Origin of the sequence: Cohnella sp. 56, from assembly GCF_037963805.1 — a bacterium.
GTDB lineage: Bacteria > Bacillota > Bacilli > Paenibacillales > Paenibacillaceae > Cohnella.
Window position 1 is genome coordinate 298283 of sequence record NZ_JAZDQE010000006.1, and the last position, 26775, is coordinate 325057.

16 protein-coding genes are annotated in these 26775 nt (G+C 52.8%); 6 read left to right on the top strand and 10 right to left on the bottom strand.

Annotation, left to right across the window (positions count from 1 at the left end):
• Window positions 1-230: 230 nt before the first annotated feature.
• On the top strand, window positions 231-2009 hold the full coding sequence (locus VQ071_RS13630; RefSeq protein WP_340514558.1) for a chitobiase/beta-hexosaminidase C-terminal domain-containing protein: 1779 nt from the start codon (window positions 231-233) through the stop codon (window positions 2007-2009).
• Between the two features lie 64 nt (window positions 2010-2073).
• Here the strand turns inward: VQ071_RS13630 and VQ071_RS13635 are convergent, their stop codons facing one another.
• Window positions 2074-2385 (bottom strand): hypothetical protein, encoded by a 312-nt coding sequence (locus VQ071_RS13635; protein WP_340514560.1) that lies wholly within the window; start codon window positions 2383-2385, stop codon window positions 2074-2076.
• Between the two features lie 272 nt (window positions 2386-2657).
• Window positions 2658-9704, bottom strand: coding sequence for an InlB B-repeat-containing protein (locus VQ071_RS13640; protein WP_340514562.1), 7047 nt, complete (start codon window positions 9702-9704; stop codon window positions 2658-2660).
• Between the two features lie 293 nt (window positions 9705-9997).
• On the opposite strand from VQ071_RS13640, the gene VQ071_RS13645 reads away from it, so the two are divergent.
• The 3 genes from VQ071_RS13645 (at window position 9998) to VQ071_RS13655 (ending at window position 13259) form a co-directional block, all read left to right on the top strand.
• Window positions 9998-12157: a sensor histidine kinase gene (locus tag VQ071_RS13645; RefSeq protein ID WP_340514563.1), complete on the top strand. Its 2160-nt coding sequence runs from the start codon at window positions 9998-10000 to the stop codon at window positions 12155-12157.
• Between the two features lie 4 nt (window positions 12158-12161).
• Window positions 12162-12869: a response regulator transcription factor gene (locus tag VQ071_RS13650; protein WP_340514565.1), complete on the top strand. Its 708-nt coding sequence runs from the start codon at window positions 12162-12164 to the stop codon at window positions 12867-12869.
• A 135-nt stretch (window positions 12870-13004) separates the two neighbouring features.
• Window positions 13005-13259: a hypothetical protein gene (locus VQ071_RS13655; RefSeq protein ID WP_340514566.1), complete on the top strand. Its 255-nt coding sequence runs from the start codon at window positions 13005-13007 to the stop codon at window positions 13257-13259.
• 258 nt (window positions 13260-13517) lie between these two features.
• Here VQ071_RS13655 and VQ071_RS13660 read toward each other — a convergent pair whose 3' ends face one another.
• Window positions 13518-14084, bottom strand: a complete 567-nt coding sequence (locus tag VQ071_RS13660; RefSeq protein WP_340514567.1) for an SF0329 family protein — start codon at window positions 14082-14084, stop codon at window positions 13518-13520.
• Between the two features lie 30 nt (window positions 14085-14114).
• The gene (locus tag VQ071_RS13665) at window positions 14115-15104 is read right to left on the bottom strand and encodes a tRNA dihydrouridine synthase (RefSeq protein WP_340514568.1); all 990 of its coding nucleotides are present in this window, start codon (window positions 15102-15104) and stop codon (window positions 14115-14117) included.
• 318 nt (window positions 15105-15422) lie between these two features.
• On the opposite strand from VQ071_RS13665, the gene VQ071_RS13670 reads away from it, so the two are divergent.
• Window positions 15423-15677 carry a thioredoxin domain-containing protein gene (locus VQ071_RS13670; protein ID WP_340514569.1) on the top strand — a complete coding sequence of 85 codons (255 nt, stop codon included), beginning with the start codon at window positions 15423-15425 and terminating at the stop codon, window positions 15675-15677.
• A gap of 228 nt (window positions 15678-15905) precedes the next feature.
• Here VQ071_RS13670 and VQ071_RS13675 read toward each other — a convergent pair whose 3' ends face one another.
• From VQ071_RS13675 to VQ071_RS13695, 5 genes are all read right to left on the bottom strand, one after another.
• On the bottom strand, window positions 15906-17858 hold the full coding sequence (locus tag VQ071_RS13675) for an ATP-dependent helicase (protein ID WP_340514570.1): 1953 nt from the start codon (window positions 17856-17858) through the stop codon (window positions 15906-15908).
• Window positions 17840-19915, bottom strand: coding sequence for an ATP-dependent nuclease (locus VQ071_RS13680; RefSeq protein WP_340514571.1), 2076 nt, complete (start codon window positions 19913-19915; stop codon window positions 17840-17842). Before VQ071_RS13680 ends, VQ071_RS13675 begins: the two co-directional genes overlap by 19 nt.
• Window positions 19916-20390: 475 nt before the next feature.
• Window positions 20391-22160: a 23S rRNA (uracil(1939)-C(5))-methyltransferase RlmD gene (gene rlmD, locus VQ071_RS13685; RefSeq protein ID WP_340514572.1), complete on the bottom strand. Its 1770-nt coding sequence runs from the start codon at window positions 22158-22160 to the stop codon at window positions 20391-20393.
• Between the two features lie 136 nt (window positions 22161-22296).
• Window positions 22297-23214, bottom strand: coding sequence for a diacylglycerol kinase (locus VQ071_RS13690; protein WP_340514574.1), 918 nt, complete (start codon window positions 23212-23214; stop codon window positions 22297-22299).
• 208 nt (window positions 23215-23422) lie between these two features.
• A complete protein-coding gene (locus tag VQ071_RS13695) occupies window positions 23423-24430 on the bottom strand; it encodes a sirohydrochlorin chelatase (protein WP_340514575.1) in 1008 nt (335 codons plus the stop codon).
• A gap of 203 nt (window positions 24431-24633) precedes the next feature.
• On the opposite strand from VQ071_RS13695, the gene VQ071_RS13700 reads away from it, so the two are divergent.
• Entirely contained in the window at window positions 24634-24840 is a 207-nt protein-coding gene (locus VQ071_RS13700; protein WP_340514576.1) for a hypothetical protein, read from the top strand.
• Window positions 24841-25026: 186 nt separating this feature from the next.
• Here the strand turns inward: VQ071_RS13700 and VQ071_RS13705 are convergent, their stop codons facing one another.
• On the bottom strand, window positions 25027-26382 hold the full coding sequence (locus VQ071_RS13705) for a hypothetical protein (protein ID WP_340514577.1): 1356 nt from the start codon (window positions 26380-26382) through the stop codon (window positions 25027-25029).
• Window positions 26383-26775 lie beyond the last annotated feature (393 nt).

Below are 26775 nucleotides of genomic sequence, written 5' to 3' on the forward strand. Positions count from 1 at the left end.
CCGTACTTAACTCATTCGATGTGTGTAGGTTTTCCCCTCTTTTTGGTTTTGTAACAAACCTGCTACACTGTGGATGCTCAGAAGAGATGTTCTATTCGATGCTGCATGCGAGTAAGGAAGAGATATCTCTACTCGATATTAAAGTTTTCTTTACATTTCAGAGATCGACAAATCTCCCCTGCTAAAATGGAAGGAAGAAAATCGATATCTTACTTCTGGGGGACGATCAATTGAGCAAAAAAAGGGTAGGATTGCTGATGGCGGCGCTGCTGTGCTTTCACTTTTCGGTCGGCTTTGCAGCAGGCGCAACGAAGACTTCAGCCGACTTCTCGGACTTGCAGGATCTGGATGCTGCGACGAAGGCCAAGTTCGACGCGATGATTGGCGCTGGTGTATTCGAAGGGGTAGGCTTCGGAACATTCGGTATCAAGCTTGAGATGAACCGGGCGCAATTTGCTAAAGTTGCAGCGTCAATTTTTGATTTGGAGGTAAATAAGGACGCAAAGACGTCTTCGTTTAAAGACGTCAAAGCCGACGATCCTGCAAATGGTTACGCGTTGCCGTACATCGAGGCGGTGAAAGCAGCAGGGATCACGGATGGCTATGGCGAGGGGGTTTTCGCTCCTGCCGGCAAGGTGACGAAGGAGCAGCTCGCGACGTTTCTTGTTCGCGGACTCAACATGGAAGAGGAAGCTAAGGCAACGCCAGGCGTGAATGATGCTACTGTATCCGACTGGGCGAAGGGGTATGTCGCCTTGGCGTTGGAGAAGAAATTGTTGGACAACGGAACGGACGGACACTTCGGCGGTCAAACCAACGCAACGCGCGATCTGCTGCTTACGGGCGCATACGAAGCCCAGTCGCAATATATTGCACAGGTAGAACAAAAAAAGAAAGCGGAAGAAGAGAAACAGAAGGAAGAAGAACTGAAAAAAGCCAAAGAAGAAAGAAAAAAACAGGAAGCGCAGTCTTGGTCTCCAACTCCGCAGCCGGTACAGCAGGAGGAGCCGACGCCAACTCCCCCGCCGGTACAAGCTACCGTTGAGACGCCTGCGGCACTTCCCGCAAGTGGCGCTGTGACTTCGGGAACGCAAGTTACTTTGACTTCGGCGACCGCCTCTGCGACGGTGTACTATACGACGGATCTCAGTGATCCGACCACGTCCAGCACGCCGTATACGGGTCCGATCGTCATTACGAGCAGTACGACCATCAAAGCCATCGCCGTTAAGCCCGGCTCGACGAATAGCTCGGTTGCGAGCTTTGAATATACGGTCGCGCTGCCAATCGTTTTGCCGGACTCAATCTCGCCTTCGACTTCGGCTGAAGGACAACCCTATACCGGCAGCGTAGCGAAGCTGTCCGGAGGAACGGGCGCCGTTACTTATGCGGTGACGAGCGGCGCGCTGCCTCTGGGACTGACATTGAATCCAAGTACGGGTGAGATTGCCGGAACGCCAAGCGTGAGCGGTGAATATCACTTTGCGATCACCGCGACGGATTCGGCAATGCCTCCGGCAACCGTAACCCTGCCATATACGGTTACGATCGCGCCTTCACTTTCCAAAACGGCACTGGCGTTGATCAATGCAGCATCGGAGTCGGGCGATTGGAACCATGTTGACGTAACGACTTTTGCCGATGCGGGTGTTACGGGCGTTACATCCGTGAACCTTTACAGCGTCCAATATTACCTTGATCCTGCTGTATCGACACATTCGCCGCTTCCAAGAACATTGGCCGACATTCAAGCGATTGTTGACGAGACGATTCAAGCAATGACGGTAGATGCCATCTATGCCTATTTAAATCCTTTCGGCGGAGGATCTGCCCCTACCGTAGAAGTATTCGCTCGCGCCGGCATCACCGGTGTGGATGCTGCCAATTTGGACGCGATCTTAGATGAACTTCGTTTGGCCTATCAAGAGTCCAGGAACAATCCTTTTGGAACGCCGATGTCTACCAAGCAAGATATTCAGGACGTTGTCGATCTTTTCTTCACCTTATAACTTATCCTGGGAAAAGCGGCGCAAGGGAGATCATCCCTGCGCCGCTATTTTTTCAATATCCATCTCACCCCAGCGAGGCGTACTTGCTCGATCGCACGAACTCGCGATGGGCTTCCTGGATCGCATTCGTGCGCATCAGCAGCTCCTCGGAGCCGCCTTGCTTCAGTTGCCCGGCAATCTGCATCAGCTTAAACGTGTTGTAATAGTTCGCATCCGCTTTGCTGCGGCTATGCTGCAAGGTGTCCTCATACAATTGGCGTTCCATCGAGAGGCTCATCGCTTGTTGATGCAGATTGGGATCATGTCGCTGCAAGTAGTCCAAATCGTCGGTGCGCAGCTTCTTGCCCAGCATGAGGGTGTTTCGAATAGATGCCACGCGCGACTCATCCTTCGTCTCGCGTGCGTCCTTGTAGGGTTGCATCGTTTTCAAATATTCACTGATTGGCTGCCCGGATTTTATATTCACGCCATTCACCCCTTATTACAAATATCGTCACGCGTACCTTTGGCCATGAGCATATATCGTAGCCAAAGTATCCTTCGCCAGCCCAGTGCCCTTGAATGTCGGCAAAGTCAACGGCAGGGCAGCTTGAACGACAGCCTACTCCGAGAGGAGTAGGCTGTTCTGCTCTTTTGATCGATTTAAGGTTAATGCAAATCCGGATCATACTTCATCACGGTCACTTTGCCTCCTAATGTGCCGTTGCCTGTTGCGACATAGTAGCTCACATAGATGTTGTCTGTGCTGTCTATGGCGAGGTTTACCCATTCCGCATGCTCAGCGGAGATGCCGGCATACTCTACGACGCTCCAACTCATGTTCTCGAATTTCATCACAGTCACCCTGTTGCCGTTGGCAGCGTCCCGATAAGCAACATAAGGCGTACCTTGGCTGTCGAAAGCGATACTTGCGTATAAGATTCCGCCATGCTCTTCGATCGGGAATCCGGCAGTGCCTACAGCTTCCCAAGCGGAGCCCGTATATCTCGCCACTGTCAGCTTGGAATTGCTCGTATAGGCCATATAAGGTACGCCGCCCGGATCAAGCGCGAAGGATGCACTCCAATAACCGCTTGGTATCGGGGGCTCACTGAGGAAATTCCGGGTAAGACTCTGGCCCTCGTATTTCGCCACGGCAGCTTTAACCGGGTTCCCGACGTTATAATACGTATAGAACAAGTAAGGCGTGTTGCTTGGGTCCAGCGCGATGACTGAATTATTCGCGCCTCTCGCCCCTATACCAGACTGTATCTTCTGCCAGTTGCCGTCTTGAAGCCTCACCACGTGTACGTACTGGAACGAGCTCTGAGAGACATCGATATAAGACATATAAGGCGTGTCATCCTCGTCGAACGCAATGGAGATATGGTCCCCAAATTCTGCTATACTGCCTACGGATTCCCAAGTCCCTCCCCGATATCTCTTCACGATGGTTTTCATGGCTGAACCGATATAAGCAACGTAAAGCGTATCCTGGCTGTCGATGGCGAGCGTCACGCCAACCTCGCTCCACGACTTGTCGAGGCCGGTCGGGCCGCCGACGATCTGCCATTCGCCTGCCGCTTCCACGTATTTCTTCACGAATACCTCTTTGCTCCAGGTCAAAACAGCGACATAAGGATTGCCTTGGCTGTCGATGACGACATTGGATTGATGATTCACGCCCGCTGCCATCGCGTCGCCAAGACTTAGCCACGAGGTCATCGTCCACTTCGCGTACAGGGTCATATCTGCATTTACCGCTGACGAGAAGTCATAGGTGTTCGTCAAGGCGGGATCGCTGTACCAGCCGCCGAACCTGTAGCCCACCCACTTCAGTGCCGCAGGTGCCGCAGCCTTGCCGCCGGGAATCACCGTCTGACTCACGACGGCCGGCCCGTTGTTGCTGTCGAAGCTCACCGTGTAGCTGTTAAATGACCACTTCGCGTACAACGTGAGGTTGGCGACCACCTGTCTCTCCGTGAAGAGATAAGCTTCACTCATTGCGGAATCGCTGTACCAGCCGACGAACGTATAACCGTCCTTCGTCGGTGCGGCAGGCGCGGCAGCAAGGCCGCCATTTGCCACCGTCTGATCAGCTACCGGCGATCCGCCGTTGCTGTTGAAGCTGACCTTGTACATCGCCGTCCACCTCGCGTACAGCGTGAGGTTGGACCTCACCGGTGTCGTGAAGCTGTAGGCTGTACTCAGACCGGCGTCGCTATACCAGCCGCCGAACGCGTAACCGCTCCTCGTCGGTGCGGATGGCGCCGTCGCATGGCCGTCATAGCTCACCGTCTGGTTCGTCACCGACGATCCGCCGTTGCTGTTGAAGCTCACCGTGTAGGTGTTAAGCGTCCACTTCGCATACAGCGTGAGGTTCGTCGCGATCGGTGTCGTCGAGAAGCTGAAGCGGCTCGTCAAACCGCTGTCGCTGTACCAGCCTTCGAACGTGTAACCGAGCTTCGTCGGTGCGGATGGGGCCGCAGCCACAGCGCCTTCCTCCACCGTCAGATCGGCCACCGCCGTGCCGCCGTTGCTGTTGAAGCTCACCGTGTAGCTGTTTTTGGGAGCGATCGTCCATTTTGCATATAAGGTGAAGCTGCCCGTCACGACCGTCGTCTCAAAGTCATAGGCGCTCGTCAAGCCGCTGTCGCTGTACCAGCCGCCGAACACAAAGCCTTCCTTCGTCGGCGCGCCGGGCGCCTCAGCCTTGCTTCCTTCGTTCACTCTCTGATCCGCCACCGCCGACCCTTCGTCACTGTTGAAGCTCACCGTGTAACTGCGCAGCCACTTCGCGTACAACGTGAGATCTGACGTCACCTGTGCCGCGAAGTCATAGGCGCTCGTCAGCGCGCTGTCGCTGTACCAGCCGGCGAAAACCAGATCGTCCTTCGCCGGTTCATCCGGCTGGCTTGCCTGGAAGCCGTAACCTACAGTCTGGTCAGCCACCGCCGATCCTCCGTTGCTGTTGAAGCTTACCGTGTTGTTGTTCAGCGTCCACTGAGCGGTGAACTCGACATCGCGCGCGGGCATCGTGGCCACAGAAGCGGGCGACCATCCCGCGAACGCATGGCCCTGCCAGGTCGGAGTGCCAAGGTACAACCCAATCGTTGCCCCAAGCGGTACGTTAACGACCTTGGTCGCATCGCCGGAGCCATTGTAATGGATCGTCATGGCGTAGCTATTGCGCTTGTAGTACAGCTTCAGCACCGTTGTGCCTCTGCCTGCGATCGGAGCCGACAGCACAGTCCCCGGCACGCTGTCGTTGAACGTAAAGCCCTCATAGGACCTGGTCGGATTCGTCAGGCTCGCCGCGGTATCGGTTGTGCCGCGATACGATTCCGTATCCGCCACCGTATAGGTGTCGCTTCCGATATTTTGCACCAAGTAGACGACCAGATAAGGCGTGTCCTCTCTCGCTGTCCAGTTCGCGGTATAGGCGGCGTCCGAAGCCGGCATCGTACTTGGAACCTCCGGCGACCAGCCGGCGAACGTATATCCCGGCCTTGTCGGCACCGGTATACGCGCGGCGATGTTTTTGCCGACGGCTTCCGTAACCGAACTTCCGGGTGCCCCCGGATAAGCCCAATCGAAGGTCATCGTGCGATTCACCGGGTAGTAATCAACCTTGACGACCGTCGAACCGTCTCCCTTGATCGACACGCCGCTTGCCGTACCTGTCGCATAACCTTGGTTCTTGAACCTGTCGGAGGCGATCCGAATCTCCGCGCCGGTTGTTCCGGTCAACGTTTCCGTTACCGCAGGCGACGTCGATGTCTTGGTGTTCGGGTCGATCAAATAATGCTGCACGGTATACGGCGTATCCGTGTTCGGGATCCAGTGCGCGATCAGATTCCGATCCTCGGCAGGCATACGGCTCGGAATCGTCGTCTTCGTGCCGCCGGAGATCGACCAGTACCAGCCGTCAAAGGTGTAACCCGGATATACCGGGGTGTCCACGCTGATCGCCGCGTTATACGGGGCGGCGACAACCTGGGTCACACCGCCGTTCTGCGGATCCAGCTGGAGAATATAGTCGCCCACTCTGGCCAACCATTTCAACGGAATCTTGCGCGTGAGCGAAGCTGACGAGTACGACAGCGGCGCCCCCTTCCAGGTGATGACCAGGTTGCCTTCGCTCACCTGAATGTCCCTGTTCACCACTTCGATCTTCCCGGTCGTCGGTTTATATCTGAAACTCGCATGGTCCACCTGGATGTCGAATCTCGAGCGGTCATACACGCGGGTATTCGTCTCGCCCGTCTTCAGATCAAACGTGCGCATCGTGAACAGCGTCTCCGGCACAGCGATGGAGGACGCGGAGCCCGCCAAGTTCACTACGGGTGCCTTATCCTGCGAATAGGCAAAGTCGACGACATGCTGCTGCTCCCCTACCGTGTACAGCGGCCACATATTGTCGTACACCGGCACGCTGGCCGAGAGCAATCCATCGCCTAATTGGGCGCCTACTGCGCTCTCCAGATAGATGCCGATCTCTACATACAGAGCGCCTAGAGAACGGGTGGACTCCACCCCGTTCAGCCGCTTCAATTGATAGTAGAAGTACCCCCACAGATTCACATAAGCGCCGGGCTCTACGGACAGCCCGATGCTGTTCAGCTTGACGCTTCCGACCCCCGCTTTAAGTTCCAGATGAATGCCCGCCCGCAAACCGAGCGTTCCCATGACATAGAAGGTGAACTGGTAATTGCCGTCCCCCGGCAAGCTCACGGTGCTGCTCGAGCCTGTGAAACCAAGCACGTGCAGTGTAGCCGAATAGCGCTTGGCAGTCGTATAGTTGAAATCGGCCCCGATCGTCAGGTTCACATTGGCATTGACAACAAACTCTGCCGTAAAGTTGATTTCAACGATACCAAATGCCACACGCATGCTGTAGTTTACAAGCTCTTTCTTGATTAACGGAACCCAATCCGTCTCGTTCTCCATCAACTCTTGATACTGTGCCTGCAGCGACGCGTCGTCTACGCCGGTATCCTGCACCCCGTCGATTAACGCTTTAATTTCCGTCGTGATGTCACGCACCTTGCCCAGCTTGCCGCCGGTACTGGCTTTGTCCCAGTCATCCAGCGCATCCTGCAGCTTGTCGTGTTCGACGGTGGCGATCTTCGCCGTAACGTTGATCCCGGTATACGTATAGGCGTCCAAATTTGCGGTGACCAGATAATCGCTCGGGTAAGGGATGCAGAGGAACAAAAGGCATGCTTCTCCCCATTCCGTCTCCCCGTTGACGCCGAGATTCAAGCTCATCTCCTCAAGAAATGTGCCGGTCATATGGATGACGAGGTCGCTTTCTTCATGGATGCGAATGACAATATCGGCTGCGACCTGAAGCGTAGCGCTTACGCCGGAGGCTTGTCCGGCAATATGCTTCAATGTCGTACCAAGCGAAGCTGTGACGGTCAGATTCTCCACGCTGACTTTGCCCGCGCCTTTTGAGGCCGATAGTACATTGACCTCCATCTGTGTCTTGAAGGCATTCGTCTTCATGGCCAGCGTAGATAGATAGTCCGCGGCTTGATCGACGAATCCGCTGGCTGTCGCTTGCCGCTCAATCTGAGCTTCGAGCTTCGCAATCTGCTCATCCGACAACAGCAGGCCGCCGTCAATCGCTTGCTGTCGGTAGATGTCGAGAACATGCTCGATGTCTTCCACAGAAACATCGGTATACGTAATGACGTCCATCTCCGCCGCAGGCGTAATCGACGTAATGCGCCCATAACCGATTACCGCAGCATCTTCTTCTGTGAATTGACCCTCGTAGAAAGCGATAAAATCGCCCGCATCGACGGTGGTGAGTTCACTCAAGCCCAGCGGCGCATACAGACTGTCGCTGTAGTTCATCGCGGTATGCGCGATCGTGATCGCATGGTCGTCCCGGTCTCCATCCGTATCCGCCTCTACGCTCACAGGCAGCACATCCGGCTTGAACAACACTTGCTTGGCATCCGCATGACGATAGGTGTAATTGCTGCCGTTCATCGCCGTAATCTGTACATAGGCGACATCGCCATCGTCGGCGCCGGTTGTGTCTACCGTACGCAGATCGGGGCGAACCCCTTCATAGATGGCGACGGCATCGCCAACCTGAATCCCGGCGCTGCCGGTATACGTGAACGTGCCGCTGCCCGCATTCGCCGCGGGGAGACCGGTATCGTCGCCCACCGTCGTCGTGACGACCGGAATCGCGGGCGAACCTGCTTCCGCGCCGTCCAGCATCATATCCGAGACTTCCGCAAAGGGCAGATAGATCATGTGCGGATTCAACGGGATATTCATGGCTTCTTGCTTGGCAACGCTAAAAACATAGATGCTCGTCGTTGAATCTTGACCCTGGAAGGCGAGGTTGTCGTCCGTCAACGTAAGCTGATAGGTGTGGCCTTCCGTGAACTGACCGTCTGCGGCTGCAGACGCTACCGTGAAGGTGCCGTTCGTACCGGTGACCGCAATCCCCGCAAAATCGGGATTCGCGGTATCCTCAATCGTCATCCGCGCCTGCACCTCGGATGCCGTCAGGCTGCCGGTCGCATCGTTGACAGCGATCGTGAAGCCCGGCGCGACATCCAGCACCGCGTAGCTCGGCGTGCGCTGGACCGCATTGTTCACGTTGTCTATGTACTTCGCATACAGCTTCGTATCGGCAGCAACCGTGCTGCCCTCCGCGAATATGAGCGACAAATCGCGATCCCTGAACCAGCCTTGGAAAATATACCCACTCCTCACCGGAGCCGGCAGCCGGCTCGGCGCCTCCCCTTGCCGCACCTTCTGATCCGCGATCGCCGTGCCTCCGTTGCTCTCGAACGAGAGCGTATACGCAGGGGCATCGCCGCCGCTGCCGGTAGGTGTGGGTGTCGGTTGGCCGCTGCCGGTTGGTTCGGGCGTCGGTTGGCCGCTGCCGGTAGGTGTCGGTGTCGGTTGGCCGCTGCCGGTAGGTTCGGGCGTCGGTTGGCCGCTGCCGGTTGGTTCGGGCGTCGGTTGGACGGTGCCGTTCGTCGTGCCGTTATCCGCACCGGATGTTGGCGTCGGCGTCGGTGTCGGTGTCGCTTGATTCTGTTGTGCCCATGCCTCCACAATCGCATCGTTGCGCATGAAGAGAACAGCCGCTTCCGCGCGAGACGCCTCAGCATGCGGATTAAAATTCCCGTTTTTGTCCCCGAGGAACACCCCTGCTTGCCACAGCTTAACGACTGCATCCGCCGCCCAAGGAGAAACATCGGCGAGATCGCCCGGCTCAGTCGTTACGCGATTGCTAGTTTGATAGGGAATCCGATAGCTTTCAAAATATCGCAAAGTTATCGTCGCCATCTGTTCCCGGGATACGTTGGCATCCGGAGAAAAATGCTGCTTGCCCGTGCCGGATGTAATCCCTTGCTTAACCGCCCATGCTACATATGGCGCATACCAAATCCCCGCCTGCACATCGGCAAAGGTCGAGGCGGAATACTCGCTTGCATCCACGCCTGCCATTCGTCCAAGCGCCGTCACATACATGGCGCGCGTCATCGCCCCTTTCGGCGAGAAGACGCCGCTGCCCGTTCCGCTGAATATGCCATTCTTCCGGACATAGTCGGCCGCATCGTAGAACCAGTCCGTTGGACTCACATCCCGGAATCCGCTTGGCCCGGACGCTGCCGCCTGCTGCACCGGCAGTTCGGCCGCTGTTCCCTGCTGCAAAGGCAGTACAGTCATGATCATGCTGATGATTAGTATCCACGTCAAAATCCGCGATTTCGATTTCCAACCCCATTTTGTCGCCTTATTCACACTTATTCATCCCTTCTAGCAACTGGATATAGGAGAAAATGTCGATTTTTCTCCTCCCATTCTAGCAGGGCGTCCGGGATCACTTCTGAATTACAAAGAAAACTTTAAGTTCGAGCGATTCGCGAGGAATTTATCGCCGCTATTCACACATTTCCTTGCCTGATGCTATCATAAAGGAAACCACTAGTTTTTAGCGCATTTTGTAGATTGGGGTCGAATTCATATTGAGGCGCATTCTCCGATTCGGTTCTCGTTCTATCCTGCTTTATATAGCGATTGTCTTGGTCGTTGGTTTGTTCGCAAGCTATGCCATCGTGTCTGCACCGAACTCTCCTAAGTTTCAAAGTGAAAAAGGCGTTCTGGATTTAACCCCGGCTCATGTCAGTGAGCATCCGATCAAGTTAAAAGGGGAGTGGGCGTTCTACTGGCAAGAGCTGCTGTCGCCGGCGGATATACGGAGCCGTACGGAACAAGGAGAAAAGGAAAATCAATATATCGACATCCCCGGATCCTGGCTAGGCTACCCGTTGGATGGTCAAGCGATCAAAGGAGAAGGCTTTGCCACCTTTCGGCTGGTCATCCGCCTTAGCGAGCAGGATCGGAATGAGCGTCTTGCGCTGCGGCTGCCTACCATTTTCCATGCCTATCGATTATGGGTGAATGGCGAACGGCTGGCCGAAGTCGGCGTGGTTGGTCGGGACAAGAACGGCGTGACGCCGCGTCTGTCAACGAAGCTGGTGTTCTTCCAGCCTGCAGGCAACACGGTAGAGCTGGTTATGCAGGTAGCGAACTTCCATCATAAACGAGGCGGCATCACCAAGTTTATAGAACTGGGTGGCAGTGACGCGTTAACGATCCGGACAAACCTCAGAGTTGCCGCAGAGACATTCATAACCGCAAGCCTGCTGGTGATCGGCTTATATAATTTGCTGTTGTTCGTGCAGCGACGCAAGGATAAGGCGACGTTGTATTTCGGTTTGTTCAGCATGATGTTCGGTATCCGGTCCTTGCTGGTCGGGGAGCTGATGCTTACGCAGTTGTTTCCTCGTTTTCCGTGGGAATTGCAGTTCAAGATCGAGTATCTGATCCTTTGCGTCAGCGGTTATATCATCACCATGTATTTTGATTGCATTTTCCCCAACTATGTGTCGCGATGGTTTCGTCTTGGCTCACGGATCGCAACCGGCGGACTCTGTCTGGTTGTCGTGGCGACCCCTGCGCTTATCTATTCGAAAATGTTACTGACGATCGGCGCGATCGTTGTTCTGCACATGGTGTATCTGATGATCGGGCTTGTCCAGGCGGCCATGCGGCGTCAGGATGGTGCGTTAACCTTCCTTGTCGTGTCAGTGATTACTTTAGTTACGGTGATCGACGATTTTTTATATTACAACGGCTGGTCGCTGATCGGAAATATATCTCCGCTTGGTCTGTTCATATTTACGGTCGCCCAGATGATCCTGCTTTCTTCCAGATTTACGAGGGCGGCATCGAATGAGGAGCGGATTGCGCGCGAGCTTCAGGACGCCAACCATAAACTGACGGAAATGAATGCGAATTTGGAACGGACCGTGCAGGAACGCACGCATGCCTTATCCGCAGCCCACGACGATCTCCGCGCTTCGTATGACCGGTTGCTCCACTCCGAGCAAGGGAGGAAAAAGCTCCTTGCCTATATCACGCATGATCTGCGCATGCCGCTGTCCAGCATGCTTGGTTATGTAGAGGCCGTGCAGGACAGGGTCAAGCCGGAACGCAACGAGCAATACCTGAAGTATATCCGTGACAACACGATCAGGATTAACCGTATGATCGAGGAGCTGTCCTTCCTGTCGCATTTGGAGACGGGACAAGTCTCGTATCGGATGGAGCCAGTTCCTGTGGTTCGTTTCTTGCGCAGTTTTTTTGAACAATATGAGCTGGTCGTGCGAGACGCAGGGTTGGATTTTAGGCTGGATACCGGAGATGCGGAAGCTCAACGGCTTCGCTTGCCTGTAGTCGAGATTGCTGTCGAGATGGATGCGCAGCGATTAGAGCAGGCTTTGTTTAATCTCGTGTCGAACGCGATGAAGTTCACCTCAGGAGGCGGGCTGGTGCGTATTGCGCTAGCTGTTGACGACGTGAACGATATCCGATCTGCGATCATTAGCGTCCAAGATTCCGGCACGGGTATTCCTCCGGATCAGCTCGAGCAAATCTTCGACCGCAATTACAGGTATGATCGACCGGGCGTGGAGAATGACGTAGGGGGCAGCGGGCTCGGGCTTGCGATTTGCAAAGAAATCGTACAAGCGCATGGCGGGACGGTAAGAGCAGAGAGCGACGGCAAGACAGGGTCGATATTCTATGTGTCGCTGCCTTGTATTGTACAGGAAAGAAGGTGACCGTGTGGCGGACACGCACAAAATCATGATCGTCGATGACGATCCCCATATTTGCGAGATTGTTCAGGTATATTGCGAGCGGGAAGGTTTCCTATCCGCCTACAGTCACAACGGGACAGAAGCCATGAAGCTGCTGGCGTCTTTCGAGCCGGATTTAATTGTACTGGATGTCCTGCTGGCTCATGAAAACGGCATCGATTGGTGCAGGAACGCACGCAGCTACACGAATGCGCCGATCGTGTTTCTGAGCAGCCGCGAGGAAGACGAAGTGAAGATCAGCGCCTTATCCGATGGCGGCGACGATTATGTGACCAAGCCGTTCAGCCCGGGCGTACTTATGGCCAAGATCAAAGCTCACCTTCGCAGAGTGTCGACGGGCAGAAAAGAACAATTGCTGGAGTTGCCGGGTCTAACGCTGGATTACTACGCACAATCCGTCAACGTCGGCAGTAAAACTGTCTTTTTATCTAAAAAAGAGTTCAGTCTGCTGTCCTATATGGCACAAAACGTGAATCGCGTCGTCACTGTCGATACGTTGTTCCAGCTCATCTGGGGAATGGAGAGTCTGGAGGATACGAGAACGGTCGCCGTACACATCAGTAATTTACGCAAAAAAATCGAGGTTGACCCCGCCGATCCCGAGAGAATTGTTACAATTCGGGGAAGCGGATATATGCTGGTTGCCAGAGGTGCGTCGCAAGGGCGGACATAGCGCGAAATCCGTGGCAGGCGCAATCGAGTTTAGGCGTCGATAAAAACTAGTTAAGCCCTGGCGTTATTCGCCGGGGCTTCTCTTCTTATAACCTTTCGATAGGATATTCAAAACGGGTTATGGAATCACTTTGCCATGAATGCAGCGATGGAAGCCGAGGTTTTGAAACGGGGGAGTTCCCCGGCGCTCATGAACCATAAGGACTCCTTTTCCAGTGTTGGGTTGAGTATGAGGGAAATGATCCCGGTACTTAAAGCAAGAGGTGCAAAGCTTGATGCCATTTCCCTTTTGTTGACTAAAATTCCACCGGGACTTCTCGGCATCCTTTTTAACAAGGTTATTTTTGCAAAAAGGCAGCTTGGCACGACTCTTCGTGGAATACAACAATAGCAGAGCAGGTTTTGCGGTGCTTGAGGTTGTGAGAGAAGGCAAAAAGGCAGGCATACCTTTGCCGCGTTTTACAAGGGCATTTGAAAATACGGAATATGCAAAAGAAATATATAAACATACCGCTCCGGCGTCCAGCAGAACCGATTGAGATTTGGGGCGATTGAGGCAATTGCCGCACTCGTCCATTGCCAAACGATGTTATATGCCTTACATGGTGACTCCTTGCCATCCATGATCAATCGCGCGTATCATCCTTCATCATGCACTACGCCGCAGCTCATAAAAATACTGCACGATCGGATGCTTGAACTTCATCTGCCCAGTCATGTTCAGAACCCGCTTTTTCCCGACTCTCCTGTCCACCAGAGCTAGAATATTCAATATCATATCATCGCTCTCTATGCTTTCCTCTATGGAACTCGATAAATACTTATTAGCCACGACGATAAAATTCGATTTACTTAATGAATCCTGCGCTGACAAAAGCGCTTTGGCATGCGCTGTCCTTTTTCTGCTTCTGGCCATGACGATTAAACGATCTTCAGGCACTGTCCCCTTTGTATTTTTTCTGATCGCTTCAATGTCTTCATTGCCGATCGGAATTTGGATATCCGGGTCATTTTTAATTTCCAGCTCCGTTTGATACCATCTGATCGCGTTCGTTTTATTATTCATATTGAGTATATTCTTTTTATCTACCATAATATAACAAACCCCTGATTTATCAGGTAAATAACGGTAACCCTGCGCGCGGTATTCTACTCTATTATTTAACGCAGGACTGAGAAAGCCCTCCAGTTGCTGCTTTAATTTGCTCCAGGACATGTGGCCTTCCCCCCCTCCAATTAACCGACCCTAGTCCCCACGTTCCTCGGCCTCATCATGCGCCTTGCTTTCAAACTCGCCAAGTCGTGCGCGCACTTCGCTTGTTGACTTTGCGTTCATTAAGTTATTTCTTAATTCGCTTGCTCCCCGGAATCCGCGGACATATATTTTGAAGAAACGGACAAGCGAACTGAACGAACGGGGCTCCAGTCCTGAATACTGATCATAGAGATCCAGATGCAACCGCAACAAATCAAGCAATTCCCCACTGCTGTGCGCCCTCGGCTCCTTCTCGAAAGCAAACGGATTATGAAAAATGCCGCGCCCGATCATAATGCCGTCCACACCGTATTGTTCAGCGAGCTTAAGGCCGGTCTGACGGTCAGGGATATCCCCGTTAATGGTCAGTAGCGTATCCGGTGCTACTTCATCGCGAAGCTTCTTAATCTCCGGAATCAGTTCCCAGTGCGCATCTACTTTGCTCATTTCCTCTCTCGTGCGCAGATGGATGGACAGATTCACGATGTCCTGCTTCAAAATATGGGTTAACCAGCCGCGCCACTCGTCGACTTCGCTGAAACCGAGCCGCGTTTTTACGCTGACGGGCAGTCCCCCGGCTTTGGCCGCTTGGATAATATCCGCCGCGAGCTCAGGACGGCAGATCAGGCCGCTTCCCTTCCCGTTCTCCGCCACATTCGCTACAGGACAGCCCATATTGATATCAATGCCTTTGAATCCCTCTTTCGCCATGCCAATGCTCATTTGACGGAAGAACTCAGGCTTGTCTCCCCAAATATGAGCGACGATGGGCTGCTCATCCTCCGTAAAAGTCAAACGCCCGCGCACGGAATGGTTCCCCTCCGGGTGGCAATAGCTCTCCGTATTCGCAAACTCCGTAAAAAACACATCCGGTCTGGCAGCTTCGCTCACGACATGTCGAAAAACAACATCCGTCACATCCTCCATGGGCGCCAGTATAAAAAAAGGGCGTGGTAGATCACGCCAGAAATTGTTTGTCATATCAGAAACCTCTCTAAAGTTATCAGGACTCTGTCGAAATCGTCTCGAAGCCGACGCATCGGCTCCTTAAGACATTATAAACCGGAAGACGGGTATACAACAGATTGATGATATAATCATGGCAAGCTGGCAAAAATTAGCCATGACTACGCGTCCATCATTCCAGGTAGCCTCAAGTAAAGGGGATTGAACATGACACGAGTTATCGAAAATGCATTTTAAGCTATGGCAAGGAAGATGCGCCTGTAAAAGTGGAAGTGATCTTAAATTTGGCGTGCCCGTATTGCGCATAAGGATCCGGAGCGAGTCTACGAGCTTATGAAGGATTTATTCGCCAAACAAAACCAGTGGAGCGAATCCGACAGCCATTCAATTAAAAAAATGTTAACCGCAGAGTATGGGTTACAAGAACAACCTGATAACATCGATTTAAGTTTAAGCATCATTGCAGAAGCCATTGAACGTCAGGTGAAGATGGTGCCGACCGTATTCATTAACGGCAAAGAGATCCAATACCCTGATGGAATTGATGCAAACGGGTTAATAAAGGAAGTCGAACAAGCTTTGGCGTAAGAAGTTCTGTATTGCGAAAAATTAATGTGAAACAAGATCCCCCGAAACCGTATGCGTTTCGGGGGTATTTACGGTGGACAAAAGGTTTCCGTTTGTGCCGTAAGGTTTCTTACTTCAAATCGAATCACTCGCTCTACAATATGCGACTGCAATCATTCCAAGTCACCTAGGATTTTACTTCCAATCAACATTCACTGCAGAATTTATATAGATCGAACCCCGAATAACTCAACAAAAACAAAAATTATAAAATTTCCCTTTTCCCTTCAGATTGCAATATCTATCCAGTGCATCATCTATTTTTCGTGCAGTCTCCTCGTCCCCTTGTAGATGTACGTATAGTTTATCTTTTGCTCTGCTCGCAGCTACATATATAATTCGAGTGAACTCCTCATATTTTGCTAAACCGTTCCCGTCGTCAAAAATGAAAGGATCACAAATAATATCGACAGGATTACAATCTTTTCCGTCAAGCCTAGGTGCAGGCTCAATGTTAATTAGAACATGACTAAATTCTGCCCCCTTAGCTTTATGAATAGTCATGTACTTACTGTCTGGCGAATAGATCTCTTTTGTAATGATCTTAGCCGAAGAATATTCTAATTTGTCGATATACTTATAAACAGACTCAATGTATTCTTCTTCGCCCGGTAATGGATACTTTAACATACTCTTAATAGAGAGACCCGATGCCGTCATCTCAGCATTGATTTTCATAACAACATCTTTTAGCAGACTTGTCTCTTGAACACATTGATTTACAAAACCCCATAGATGCATTACTTTCAATAACAATTGGTTACTGTCTTCTGTGAAACGATGGAGTAACGAGTTGATTTCCAAATACTCATCCAAGACCTTTAACGCGCTAGGTATGCATCTCCTTTGGTGCGCTTCTTCAAGCTCAACAATCATTATCATCGACTTAATCCAAGCTTCTCTCTTGGACTCAAGTTCTGTCTCAAAATTACGACGAAGTACAAAGCTGTATGCATTACTTATATCATTCAACAATTTCTGTTGGTCTTCACTTACGTTCGATATATACTTAAAAACTTCCGACCATTTACGACACAAAACTACTGTCTCCCTATCAATAATTGACTCCAAAGGAGTCCCGAAATGATTCTTATCTCTTTGCAATAAAAACGTAACTTTCTCATTACTGGAGAGATTCATTTCGCATGTCTGTTCATTTAATTCTTTGTCTCTATATCTTAAATAGTTCACAAAATCAATGACATTCTGTGTACTTCTCCGATTTCCCTTAATCACATAATTCTGAATGGGTAACTTAGAGTCCAATGTGAACTGGTGAAATTCCCGATAGTCGGCCCCTTGGAAAGAATAAATAGATTGGGCCACATCCCCAATTACAGTAACAATACATTCTTTTTCCGAAAGTACTTTTACTATTTTGTTCTGAATCGGGTTCGTGTCCTGGTACTCATCTATCAAGATATAGGGGAACTCACATCTGATTAGATGTGTGGACAATTGATATTTTTCCAGTACGGTGTAGCCAAAATATAAGATTTCATCAAAAGATAATCTTCCGGCTACATTCCATACATAATCCTTAATCGCAAATGCCAGAGTAAGATCCATTTTTTTCGTATCATACTCTAAACTAATTTTTTCATTAGCTGAGTTATTAGCAGCGTTCAAACTTGTGATGCCAACTTGAACCTCTGTCATTTTAGTACGAGATAACTCCAAGTATTGTTCGGTTTTTATTTCCGGATAATGCAGTTCAAAATACTGATGAATCTCTTCCTTTTTATGTCCACTCAGGGTTGAGAAACCCTCTTGTACAGAAGATAATTTTTGTTCTTTATCAATTATTAATCCAAAATTTTCTTTGATAATTTCTTTCAATTGCAATTGGTTAGGCTTTATAACAAACTCATTTAAAAAGGAATGGATTGTCGAGACTACAACGTACTGATTAAGCGTACCTAACCGATTTCTAATCTCATCCGCTGCAACATTTGTATAAGTAATACATAAAAGTTTTCGGAATCCACTTTGTAGCTTAGTACTATGCTGCACAAGCTTTTTTATATTTTCTATCAGTAGGTGTGTCTTCCCGGCTCCGGGACCAGCATATATCTTTAAGTGTCTGTCATCGTTATAAATATGTAGGTTGTCGGATGAGTGTATTACTTCAACTTCAACCATTCCAACCCCTCCTTTATATAGGTAGGCACAATTAAATCATCTATTAAATAATGTTCTTTATCGGGATCGCTTGAAATATTTGCTGATAAAATGTTTAATGCCAAATCACCTTTTTTATTTTCTGCGTAACTCAGAAACAAGTTGGCAAAACAGATTTTTTCAATATCTGTTTGGTATTCGGCATCATTCGTAGATGTGTACTTTTCATAGTAAGGTTCAAGCAGTTCGGCAACTTTCTTCTTTGTCTTTGCATTAGAAATTGAAGTCAGATTATTCTGCCATTCTGTTAAAGAAACGTCTATAGCTTCAATGAATGGATGTAAAGTTTCTGGTGTAACCATCTCTAGTAATCTTTTAACTGTAGACTTATTTTCAAAATTCTCTATAAAAAGTTCGTTCTCAAAAGTTGATCCTAGATTTGACTGAGTTCTCACCATTATGTTGGTACACTGTTGAAAATCGTCTCCAAGTAACTTCATTGAATTCAAGTGTTCTCGATATTCAGATAGATATTTCAGTTCACTTTCATCAAAATACTTGTAGTCGCAGTCTCGAAAACATAATACGCGAGTATTCGTACCTACAAACAAAGGTAAAAAGTGTTTGAAGTTAATACCACCAACTTCTACCACCGAAATATGATTGTCCTCAATGTCGAAGTCAATATCGCATTTTTGAGCAAATGCGGACATCAATAGTTTTTCCGCTAATCCTTCAACCAATATCACTTTATAAGCAAACATCATGTCGGAACGAGTGACATCAAGAAATTTAGTCAGATGGGTTTTACTTTCTTTAAATTTGACATTGGAGTATTTGTTTTTTAAATTTTCCGAAACAACCTTGTGTTCTTTTTTAATAGGATCTCGATAGTATTTTAAAGAAATCATATCATCGAGATTTGCAGCTGCTGTTATATTCGATGAGTGAGTCGTAACAAAAATTTGATTTTTAATAACTCTTCCAACGTTTGTATTTTCTGCTGAGACTTCTCCCAAATTCTCCGTTTCTCGCTTTTTCGACAACTCATCAGCCTGTTTTAGCTTGCTCAAATATTTAAATAGTTTATATTGCATGGCAGGATGCAGGTGTGCTTCAGGCTCCTCAATTAATAAAAGGTTATAGTCATTGTTAATTTTGAAAGTGATAATATTGTAAATTTGAACCAAATTATTATAACCTAAACCATTATTCTTCATGGGCATTTCATATCCATAACTGCTGTCCTCTAAGACATATTGAAAATATCTATCGAATTCTGAATTGTAGATGAAACTCGGAATTAAAGTATTATTACCATTCTTAATGCCGATGCTCCCTTGGTCGAACTCAATAAGTTGCTTCATTTGTTCGGTAATAGACGAAAAGTTAGTGACAAGTAGTTGCGTGATATCAGAACGCAACTCAACCTTTCCCGTAAATTCATCTAGTTTTTTACGAACGTATTTTTGAGTGTGGGGTAATAACTCCTCAGTTTTTCGATCAGCAGGAATATAATCAATATTAAAGATGTTTCGTACTTCGGATTTTTTTATTGGCGTCTGTGATGTGGTGTTGTAGTAGTTCCATGAATATCGAGGAAGAAGTTTTTCTAATGACAGAAGAAATTCCTTTGTCCCCTTAGAATTTTTAACTATATCAACATAATCGTTTATATATTTGGCATCCAACTCATATTTAAGCATGATGACCGCGTCGATAATATAACTTCCATTCCCAGACTGAACAAGATTGCCATCAGCAGTATAAACGATAAAATTTTTGAATCTTAGAATTCCGTCATCAAAACCATTCATGTTCAAAGCATGTTCAATATGGTATACAATCTCTATACAAGGAGGCTCTTTTAAATATTTAGCCAAGTTCTCATGGAGATCATTTTTATTGAAATCATGTATGGAACCATCGTTTTCATTAATATTGTCAAGTAGATTGATCACTCTTAGTAAATTTGACTTCCCTGCATTGTTAGGACCAATAATAATGTTGATCCCATCTTGAAACTCCACCACGGCATTATCAAAGTTACGGTAATGTTTAATGTCAACTTTTTTCAAATACATATCTCTACCACACCCACCTTATATCGATATTTAAATAATGTTTCTACTTTTATGGGAGAAAACCTCTAAATTTATCAAAATTGGTCGTTTATTATTGCACGATTTTCTTACTGCACGAGATAGCTGTAATATGTAAATTCATTCTGCTCACTTTTCGGTTGACGGTATAATCATTTAATTAAAGATTGAATATAGCTCTCTCATGTAAGTTCCGGTTTTACACACCTATTTGAAATCTTGCGTCCTCTTCATCGTTCACCTATATCTGAATGAAAGAAAACGCCCCCAAATTTGAAGGGACGCCCACTTGGATATTCTATATTTAGTTAAAAGCTGTCGAACGTACCCACTCATTTCAAATCCAACACAATAGAAACCTCAATTCTATCCTTAAGTACCTTATTTCTAAAGTCGCTTCCAGCAATCGTAAACGAAGCATACTTCGCAGAATACTGATAGTTAAGGACCTCTAGGTATCGATGCGACATAGCTTTACCACGGTCTCTATGTGTGTCGTATGCGGGAACATATCCACCGGCTGGAACTCCAGCGTCCGATAACCGCCATCCTCCAGCACGCGCAGATCGCGCGCGAGCGTGGCCGGATCGCAGGAGACATAGACAATGCGCTCGGGACGAAGCTCCAGCATCGTAGCGAGCAGCGCCGGGTCGCAGCCCTTTCGCGGCGGATCGACGACGATGACGTCGGGGGCGATGCCTCCGGCTTGCCACTTGGGCATGATGACTTCGGCCGGGCCGACAGCGAACTCAGCGTTGGCGATGTTGTTGAGCAGCGCGTTGCGGCGAGCGTCCTCGATGGCTTCGGGGATGATCTCGACGCCGTAAACGCGGCGGGCGTGGCGGGCAAGGAAGAGGGTGATCGTGCCGATGCCGCAGTAGGCGTCGATGACGGTCTCTTCGCCGGTGAGGCCGGCGTAGTCGACGGCGGTCCGATAAAGGCGTTCAGTTTGGGTCGGGTTGACCTGGAAGAAGGAGCGCGCGGAGATGGCGAAGGTAATGCCGCCGATCTCGTCGTAGATGACGTCGTTGCCCCAGAGGACGCGGGTCTCTTCGCCGAATACCTGGGAGGTTGGGCTGGTGTTGATGTTCTGGCAAATGCTCGCGACGCCCGGGATGTCCTCGCGGACGAGACCGCAGAGTTCGTCGACGTGCGGGAGGTCGCGGCCATTGGTGATGAGGACGACCATGCGCTGGCCGGTCGCTTCGGCGTGGCGGACGACGACATGGCGAAGCAGACCGCGCCCCGTGGCGCGGTCATAGGCGGAGTAGCCGAGAGAGCGGGCGATGTGCTTGACGGCGCGCACGGTCTCTTCGTTTTGTTCCTGTTGAATGAGGCAGGACTCCATGTCCACGACCTGGTGGCTTCCCTGCTCGAAGAAGCCGCCGATGAGTCCGTGGCCGCCGATGCCGGCCGCCACGGGAACCTGCGCCTTGTTGCGGTAACGCCAAGGCTCGTCCATCCCGATGACGGGATGGACGACGACCGGCGCGCGCCCCGCATCGGGCGCGCTCTCGCGGCCGCCCGCTTCGCCGGCGGCCTCATCCAGCGGCGCAACCGGCAGCTTGCCGATGCGCGCCAGCACGCCCGCGACGTGCTCCCGCTTCCAGCGGAGCTGCGCCGCGTAGCCCCAATGCTGCAGCTGGCAGCCGCCGCATGCATCATAGATCTCGCACGGCGCCGCGATGCGGTCCGGGCTCGCCGAGACAAGCGCGGCCATGCGCGCGCGGCCGAACGACTTGCCGATGCTCTGCACCTCGGCCTGCACGCGGTCGCCCGGCAATGCGCCGGACACAAACAAGGTGTAGCCCTCTACCCGGCCTACACCCTGCCCCTCATGCGTCATCCCGACGATGTCGATGACGACGGAATCGCCGACCGCAACCGGCACGCCCGCGATCTGGCGCGGCGCCTCGCCCTGGCGGCGCTCCCGCGCGCCGCGCTCACGCTGCGACTGCCCCTGCGGCCGCCCGCCATCCTTGCTCTCGCCCGGACGGCGATCCCGTGACCGCCCGTCGCCGCCCGCACTCGCAGCCCCGCGGCTGGCGCCGGCGCCGCGCCCGCGCGAATCCGCGCGCACCGCCGCACCGCTCGACTGTCCCCGCTCCTGCTGGCCGCCGCTCGCCCCACCGCGATCGCCCGCTCCGCCTGGGGCCTGCCGCTTTTCTTTCCCGACGCCGCCTCCAGCCTTACCGCCGCCGCGCTTGTCCTTGTCACTCATGCTGCACAACCCCGTTCTTGCATTTTGCTTCTATTATAAGAGCCGCTCCGTCCGTAGCGGGCCCTATTCACCTGAACGCGCCAACGGCACTTCGTCTCGCCGATCTCGTCAACGCCACTTCGTCTCGCCGATCTCGTCAGTGATACTTCGTCTCCCCAAGCTCATCCATGATGATCCGCACATGTCCCGGCAGCATCGTGAACGTCCGGGCCATCCGACCGCCGTATTCGCCGTCGAGGTTCAGGTGCAGGCTCTCCCTGTCGGACTCGACCGTGATCCGATTCGTCTGGAACAGCTCGATATGCGAATCCTGCACATGCTCGCCCCGCATGGCAAGCGTCGCGATGCGAATGAATTCGCCGAGGTTGCATTTGCGCATGAGCAGCACGTCGAACATGCCGTCGCCCGTCGAGGCGTTGGGCGCGAGCTTCTCGAAGCCGCCGACGGAGTTGCTGTTGGCGATCAGCATGAGCATGTACTCGTCCTCGAACTCGCCGACGCCGTCCATCGCGATCTTCATATGGAAGGAACGCAGCCGCACGATCTTCTCGAAGCCTCTAATATAATAGGCCAGATGTCCGATCATCGTCTTGAGCTTGCTCGGCACCTCGTACGACAGCTCGGTCAGCGAGCCGCCGCCCGCGATATTGATGAAGTACTTGCCGTCGGCCTGCCCGATGTCGACCGGCTTCGCGTAGCGCTTCACGATCAGGTCGCAGGCGTCGTCCCACTTCTTCGGAATCCCGTGCGCTCTGGCAAAGTCATTGGTCGTCCCCAGCGGCAGGATGCCGATGGCGGGACGGCGTTCGTGAGGGGATATCCCGCTGATGACCTCGTTCAGCGTGCCGTCGCCGCCCGCCGCGATGACGATGTCGAAGCCCCGCTCCACGGCCTCGGACGCGGCCTTGACCGCATCGCCCTCAGACTCTGTCGCATGGCAGGACGTCTCGATGCCGCCCCGCTCGAGCCGCTGCAAAATCTGCGGCAGCCTGCGGCGCATCTCCTCGCGGCCCGAGGTCGGGTTGTAGATCAGCCGAGCTCTCACAATGTCCAACTGGAATCCCCTCTTCTATATCGCGCTATCCGAATTCTCTTTTACTTATTCATGCTACTGAATCGTCAACCCAATGTCAACGCGGGAGAGCCGCGGGAGACGGGGGTCGGATGCAGGGCTGACAGGACTCTTCCCAACCTGACAGCACACGGCAAAAACCCCCGCTTTTCTCATCAAGCGGAGGCCTGCGCATACGCTTATGATCCCGTCAAACTTCAAGCCGGGCGGCGCGTCCAGCGAGCCAGGCCTGGAGCCGGCCGACGATCCAGTCGCTCACCGCGGGATGCGGCAGCAGCGCGCGCTCGGCGTAGTCGATGTCCTGCCCGGCGAGCCGGCCCGGGACGGCATTCGAGGTGAAGTACCCTTCGCTCAGGAAAACGGGAACGGCGAGCAGGCGCGCACCTGGGTGCCTCATCCGCAGCTGCGCGATCCGTGCCGCCGTCTCGTCCGGGCGCAGCAGCGCCGCGTCCGCCCCCGCGTAGCCGCCGATGCGGACGAGCTCTGCGGCCAGCCCCTCCAGCTCCCGGCGCCACGCCTCATAGAACCAGGGCTCGTCACTGCCGTGGCCGACGAGCAGCACCGCCTCCGCCGCCGGCTCGCGCGAACGCGGGGCGAGCTTGTCCGCCAGCGCCCGCGCGATCTCCGGATCGCTGCCGATCGGCTCGCCGTACGTGAGCCGCGCCTGCATGGCGACCGGCTCCAGATCCGTCTCGCGGCGCGGCTGCGCATACGCGCCGAGCGCCCAGCCGATCTCGTCGACATGCGTGCTGCCCGACGAGACGAACAGCGGCAGCGCGTATATGTCCGTCACGCCCCGCGCCTCCAGCGCCCGTATGCCGTCCTGAATCAGCCGGCCTTCGACCAATTCCAGGTACGCCGCCTCGACCGGCAGCTCCGGCGGCAGCTTGGCCTTCGCCTCGGCGACGGCCTGCTCGACCTGCGCCACCCACCCCGGCTCGCGCGAGCCGTGAGCGATGACGAGGACGCCCGGCCGGCCGGCCCCGTCTGATCCGGCGTACCTGCCACGCTCATCTCCTGTACTCAGCCAGTTGGCAGCACCGTTCCCGCCATTCTCATCCCGGGTGCTCGGCCGCCTTGCAGCGTCGTTTCTGCCATTTTCCTCGCTTGTACTCGGCCGGCTTGCAACATCGTTCCTGCCACGCTCACCCTGCTCCTGCGACGGCTCCTTCTCGCTTCCTCCGACTCGCTCCTGCATCCCGCTCCACTTCCTCCCGCTCCAACCGCTGTTCCCTCCATGCTATCCAACGCCATCGCCGGTGTCAACGCAGAGACTAGGATGCTAATACCAGCAAACCTGGCCCAGCTTGGGATGACGAGTCTTGGATGTTCAGCCGCGAAAAAAAGCTCCGTTCAGTAATCAAAACATCGTACGTTATAATGTTGTCGAGGTGATCCCGTATGCTTAAAGAAGATGTCAAGCAAATGATCGATAAGCTCCCTGAAAATTGTTCGATTGAGGATATTCAATATACGCTGTATGTTCGTTCAAAAATTGAAAAGGGACAGAAAGATATCGCTGAAGGCAATTTGTTGGCTCATGACGATGTCAAAGCGAGGTTGGACAAATGGCTGAACCGGAACAATCAGTATACGAAGATATCATGAATAAAGCCGCTACATGAAGTGACTTCCCGCAAAGAGGACGAATGGTTCCAGAAATGGACGATCCGAACTTGCGGGAAGTTTTTGTACATAGCTATAAATTAATTTATTAAATCGTTAACGGGAACGTCATCATAAAAACGATTGTTCATGGGGCACGAGATCATCTAAACCTCGATCCCTAACGCCTCACTTCTTATCCTCGAACCCGATATACTGCGGCGCCTTCTCGAACTCGCTGCCTTCGAGGCCGCCGTTGTCGTAGATGGCGAGCTTCCAGGCGCCCTCGGGAATCTCGGTGCCCGCCGGAATCTCGAAGTAGCGGCTCTCGCCCTGCACGATGTCGATCGGCTCGCCGACCGGCCACAGCCATGCGTCCACGAATTGGAGCTTGGCCCCGTACGCCGGGAAACGCGGCATGACGTAGACGGTGCCGCCGATCCGCCCGGCCGCCGCGTCCGTATCCGCGAACAGCGGATCGGGGTCGCCGCCGACCGGCACCGCCACCGGAGCGGAGCTGCCGCGGCCGCCGTCCCGCACGGCATAGACGGCGACCTGCGCGCTGCCCTTCAGCTTGAACTCGGGCAGCGTCACGCGAACCTCCCTGCCGTCGAACGGATAGTCGTTGGTCACGTCGACGAGCGGCTGGATCGGTTGTCCGGCCGCATCCGCGCTGTAGACGACATAGCTGACCGCCGAAGCGCTGGCCGCGTCGTACCAGCTGAGCTCGCCGGACACGCGCGTCTTGCCGCTGGAGACGACCGGCTTGAAGTGAATATCGGATACAGGCGCACTGGGAGAATTTACATCTCCCGGCGTCAGCAGATCCACGCTCTCTTGGCCGATATCGTCGTAAGCCTGCACGGTGCCGCCCGCGCTGTATTCGAGCGCGGTCCCGCGATAGGGCGTCACCGACACTGCGCCGAGAATGCCGATATCGCGCAGCGGCAGCGTGTACTTGCCTGGTGACTTTCTCGCGATCTTGGTCTGTCCGCCGGGGTACTTGACCAGATAGCCGTCATAGCTCGACCCGTCCGCCGGATCAGACCAGCTTACGGCCGCCCAGGCGCCGATGTCGGGATTGGCATCCACGAACTTCAGATCCCCGATCTTGTACGCGGGATCGTCTCTGAGCGGCGCCGTCGCGAGCGGCGTGTCCGCCGCCTTGCCGTTGTCCGCCACGGCGTATACGCCCAGCGCCGCGGCCCGGCTCGTGATCTTCGTATTCTCGGGTATGACGAACGAATGCCGATCCGCCACATATACGCCCAGCGCCTTCCCGTACCGCTTGCCTTTGGCATCCGCCAGGTAAGCCTCGTACCCTTTTGCCGACGACGCTTCGTCTTCATCAAAATATAAAATGCCGCCGATCTCCCCCGCCTGCGCGTCCCGATCCTGGAACGTCGCCGTCGCAGCGCCAGCAGCCGTCTTCGCCCCGCCTGATCCCAATGAAGCCGCCTGCGCGGCGCCGAGCGGCAATGCCGCCGAACCGATAACCGTCATGCCCAACAGAGCGGCGCCGATCGCGCGTAGTTGCCGATACATGTGTGTCCCCCTAGCTGTTAGTATTCAGAACAACATGTATTAAACCGTTCCTCCGGACGCGAATCGGGCGTTGCCGTCCCAAAAAGAAAGCGCCCGCCCGAGGGCAAGCGCCATATATCAATATCGGATAAACGTATATCCGGCTCGGGCTCGGGCTCGGGCTTCGGCTTCAGCTCCGGCTTGGGCTTGGGCTTCGGCTTGGGCTTCGACTTTGGCTTGGGCTCGGACTTCGGCTTCGGCTTGGGCTTCGGCTTCGGCTCGGGCTCGGGCTTCGGCTTCGGCTTCGACTTCGGCTTCGGCTTCGGCTTCGGCTTCGGCTTCGGCTTCGACTTCGGCTTGGACTTCGGCTTCGACTTCGGCTTGGGCTTCGGCTTCGGCTTGGGCTTGGGCTCG

Coding starts and splice junctions, on each gene's coding strand:
- VQ071_RS13705 (WP_340514577.1), bottom strand. CDS start 26,382: ATGTATCGGCAACTACGCGCGATCGGCGCCGCTCTGTTGGGCATGACG.
- VQ071_RS13695 (WP_340514575.1), bottom strand. CDS start 24,430: ATGCAGGAGCGAGTCGGAGGAAGCGAGAAGGAGCCGTCGCAGGAGCAG.
- VQ071_RS13665 (WP_340514568.1), bottom strand. CDS start 15,104: ATGACAAACAATTTCTGGCGTGATCTACCACGCCCTTTTTTTATACTG.
- VQ071_RS13640 (WP_340514562.1), bottom strand. CDS start 9,704: ATGATCATGACTGTACTGCCTTTGCAGCAGGGAACAGCGGCCGAACTG.
- VQ071_RS13660 (WP_340514567.1), bottom strand. CDS start 14,084: ATGTCCTGGAGCAAATTAAAGCAGCAACTGGAGGGCTTTCTCAGTCCT.
- VQ071_RS13670 (WP_340514569.1), top strand. CDS start 15,423: ATGAAGGATTTATTCGCCAAACAAAACCAGTGGAGCGAATCCGACAGC.
- VQ071_RS13700 (WP_340514576.1), top strand. CDS start 24,634: ATGCTTAAAGAAGATGTCAAGCAAATGATCGATAAGCTCCCTGAAAAT.
- VQ071_RS13655 (WP_340514566.1), top strand. CDS start 13,005: ATGAATGCAGCGATGGAAGCCGAGGTTTTGAAACGGGGGAGTTCCCCG.
- VQ071_RS13675 (WP_340514570.1), bottom strand. CDS start 17,858: ATGGTTGAAGTTGAAGTAATACACTCATCCGACAACCTACATATTTAT.
- rlmD (WP_340514572.1), bottom strand. CDS start 22,160: ATGAGTGACAAGGACAAGCGCGGCGGCGGTAAGGCTGGAGGCGGCGTC.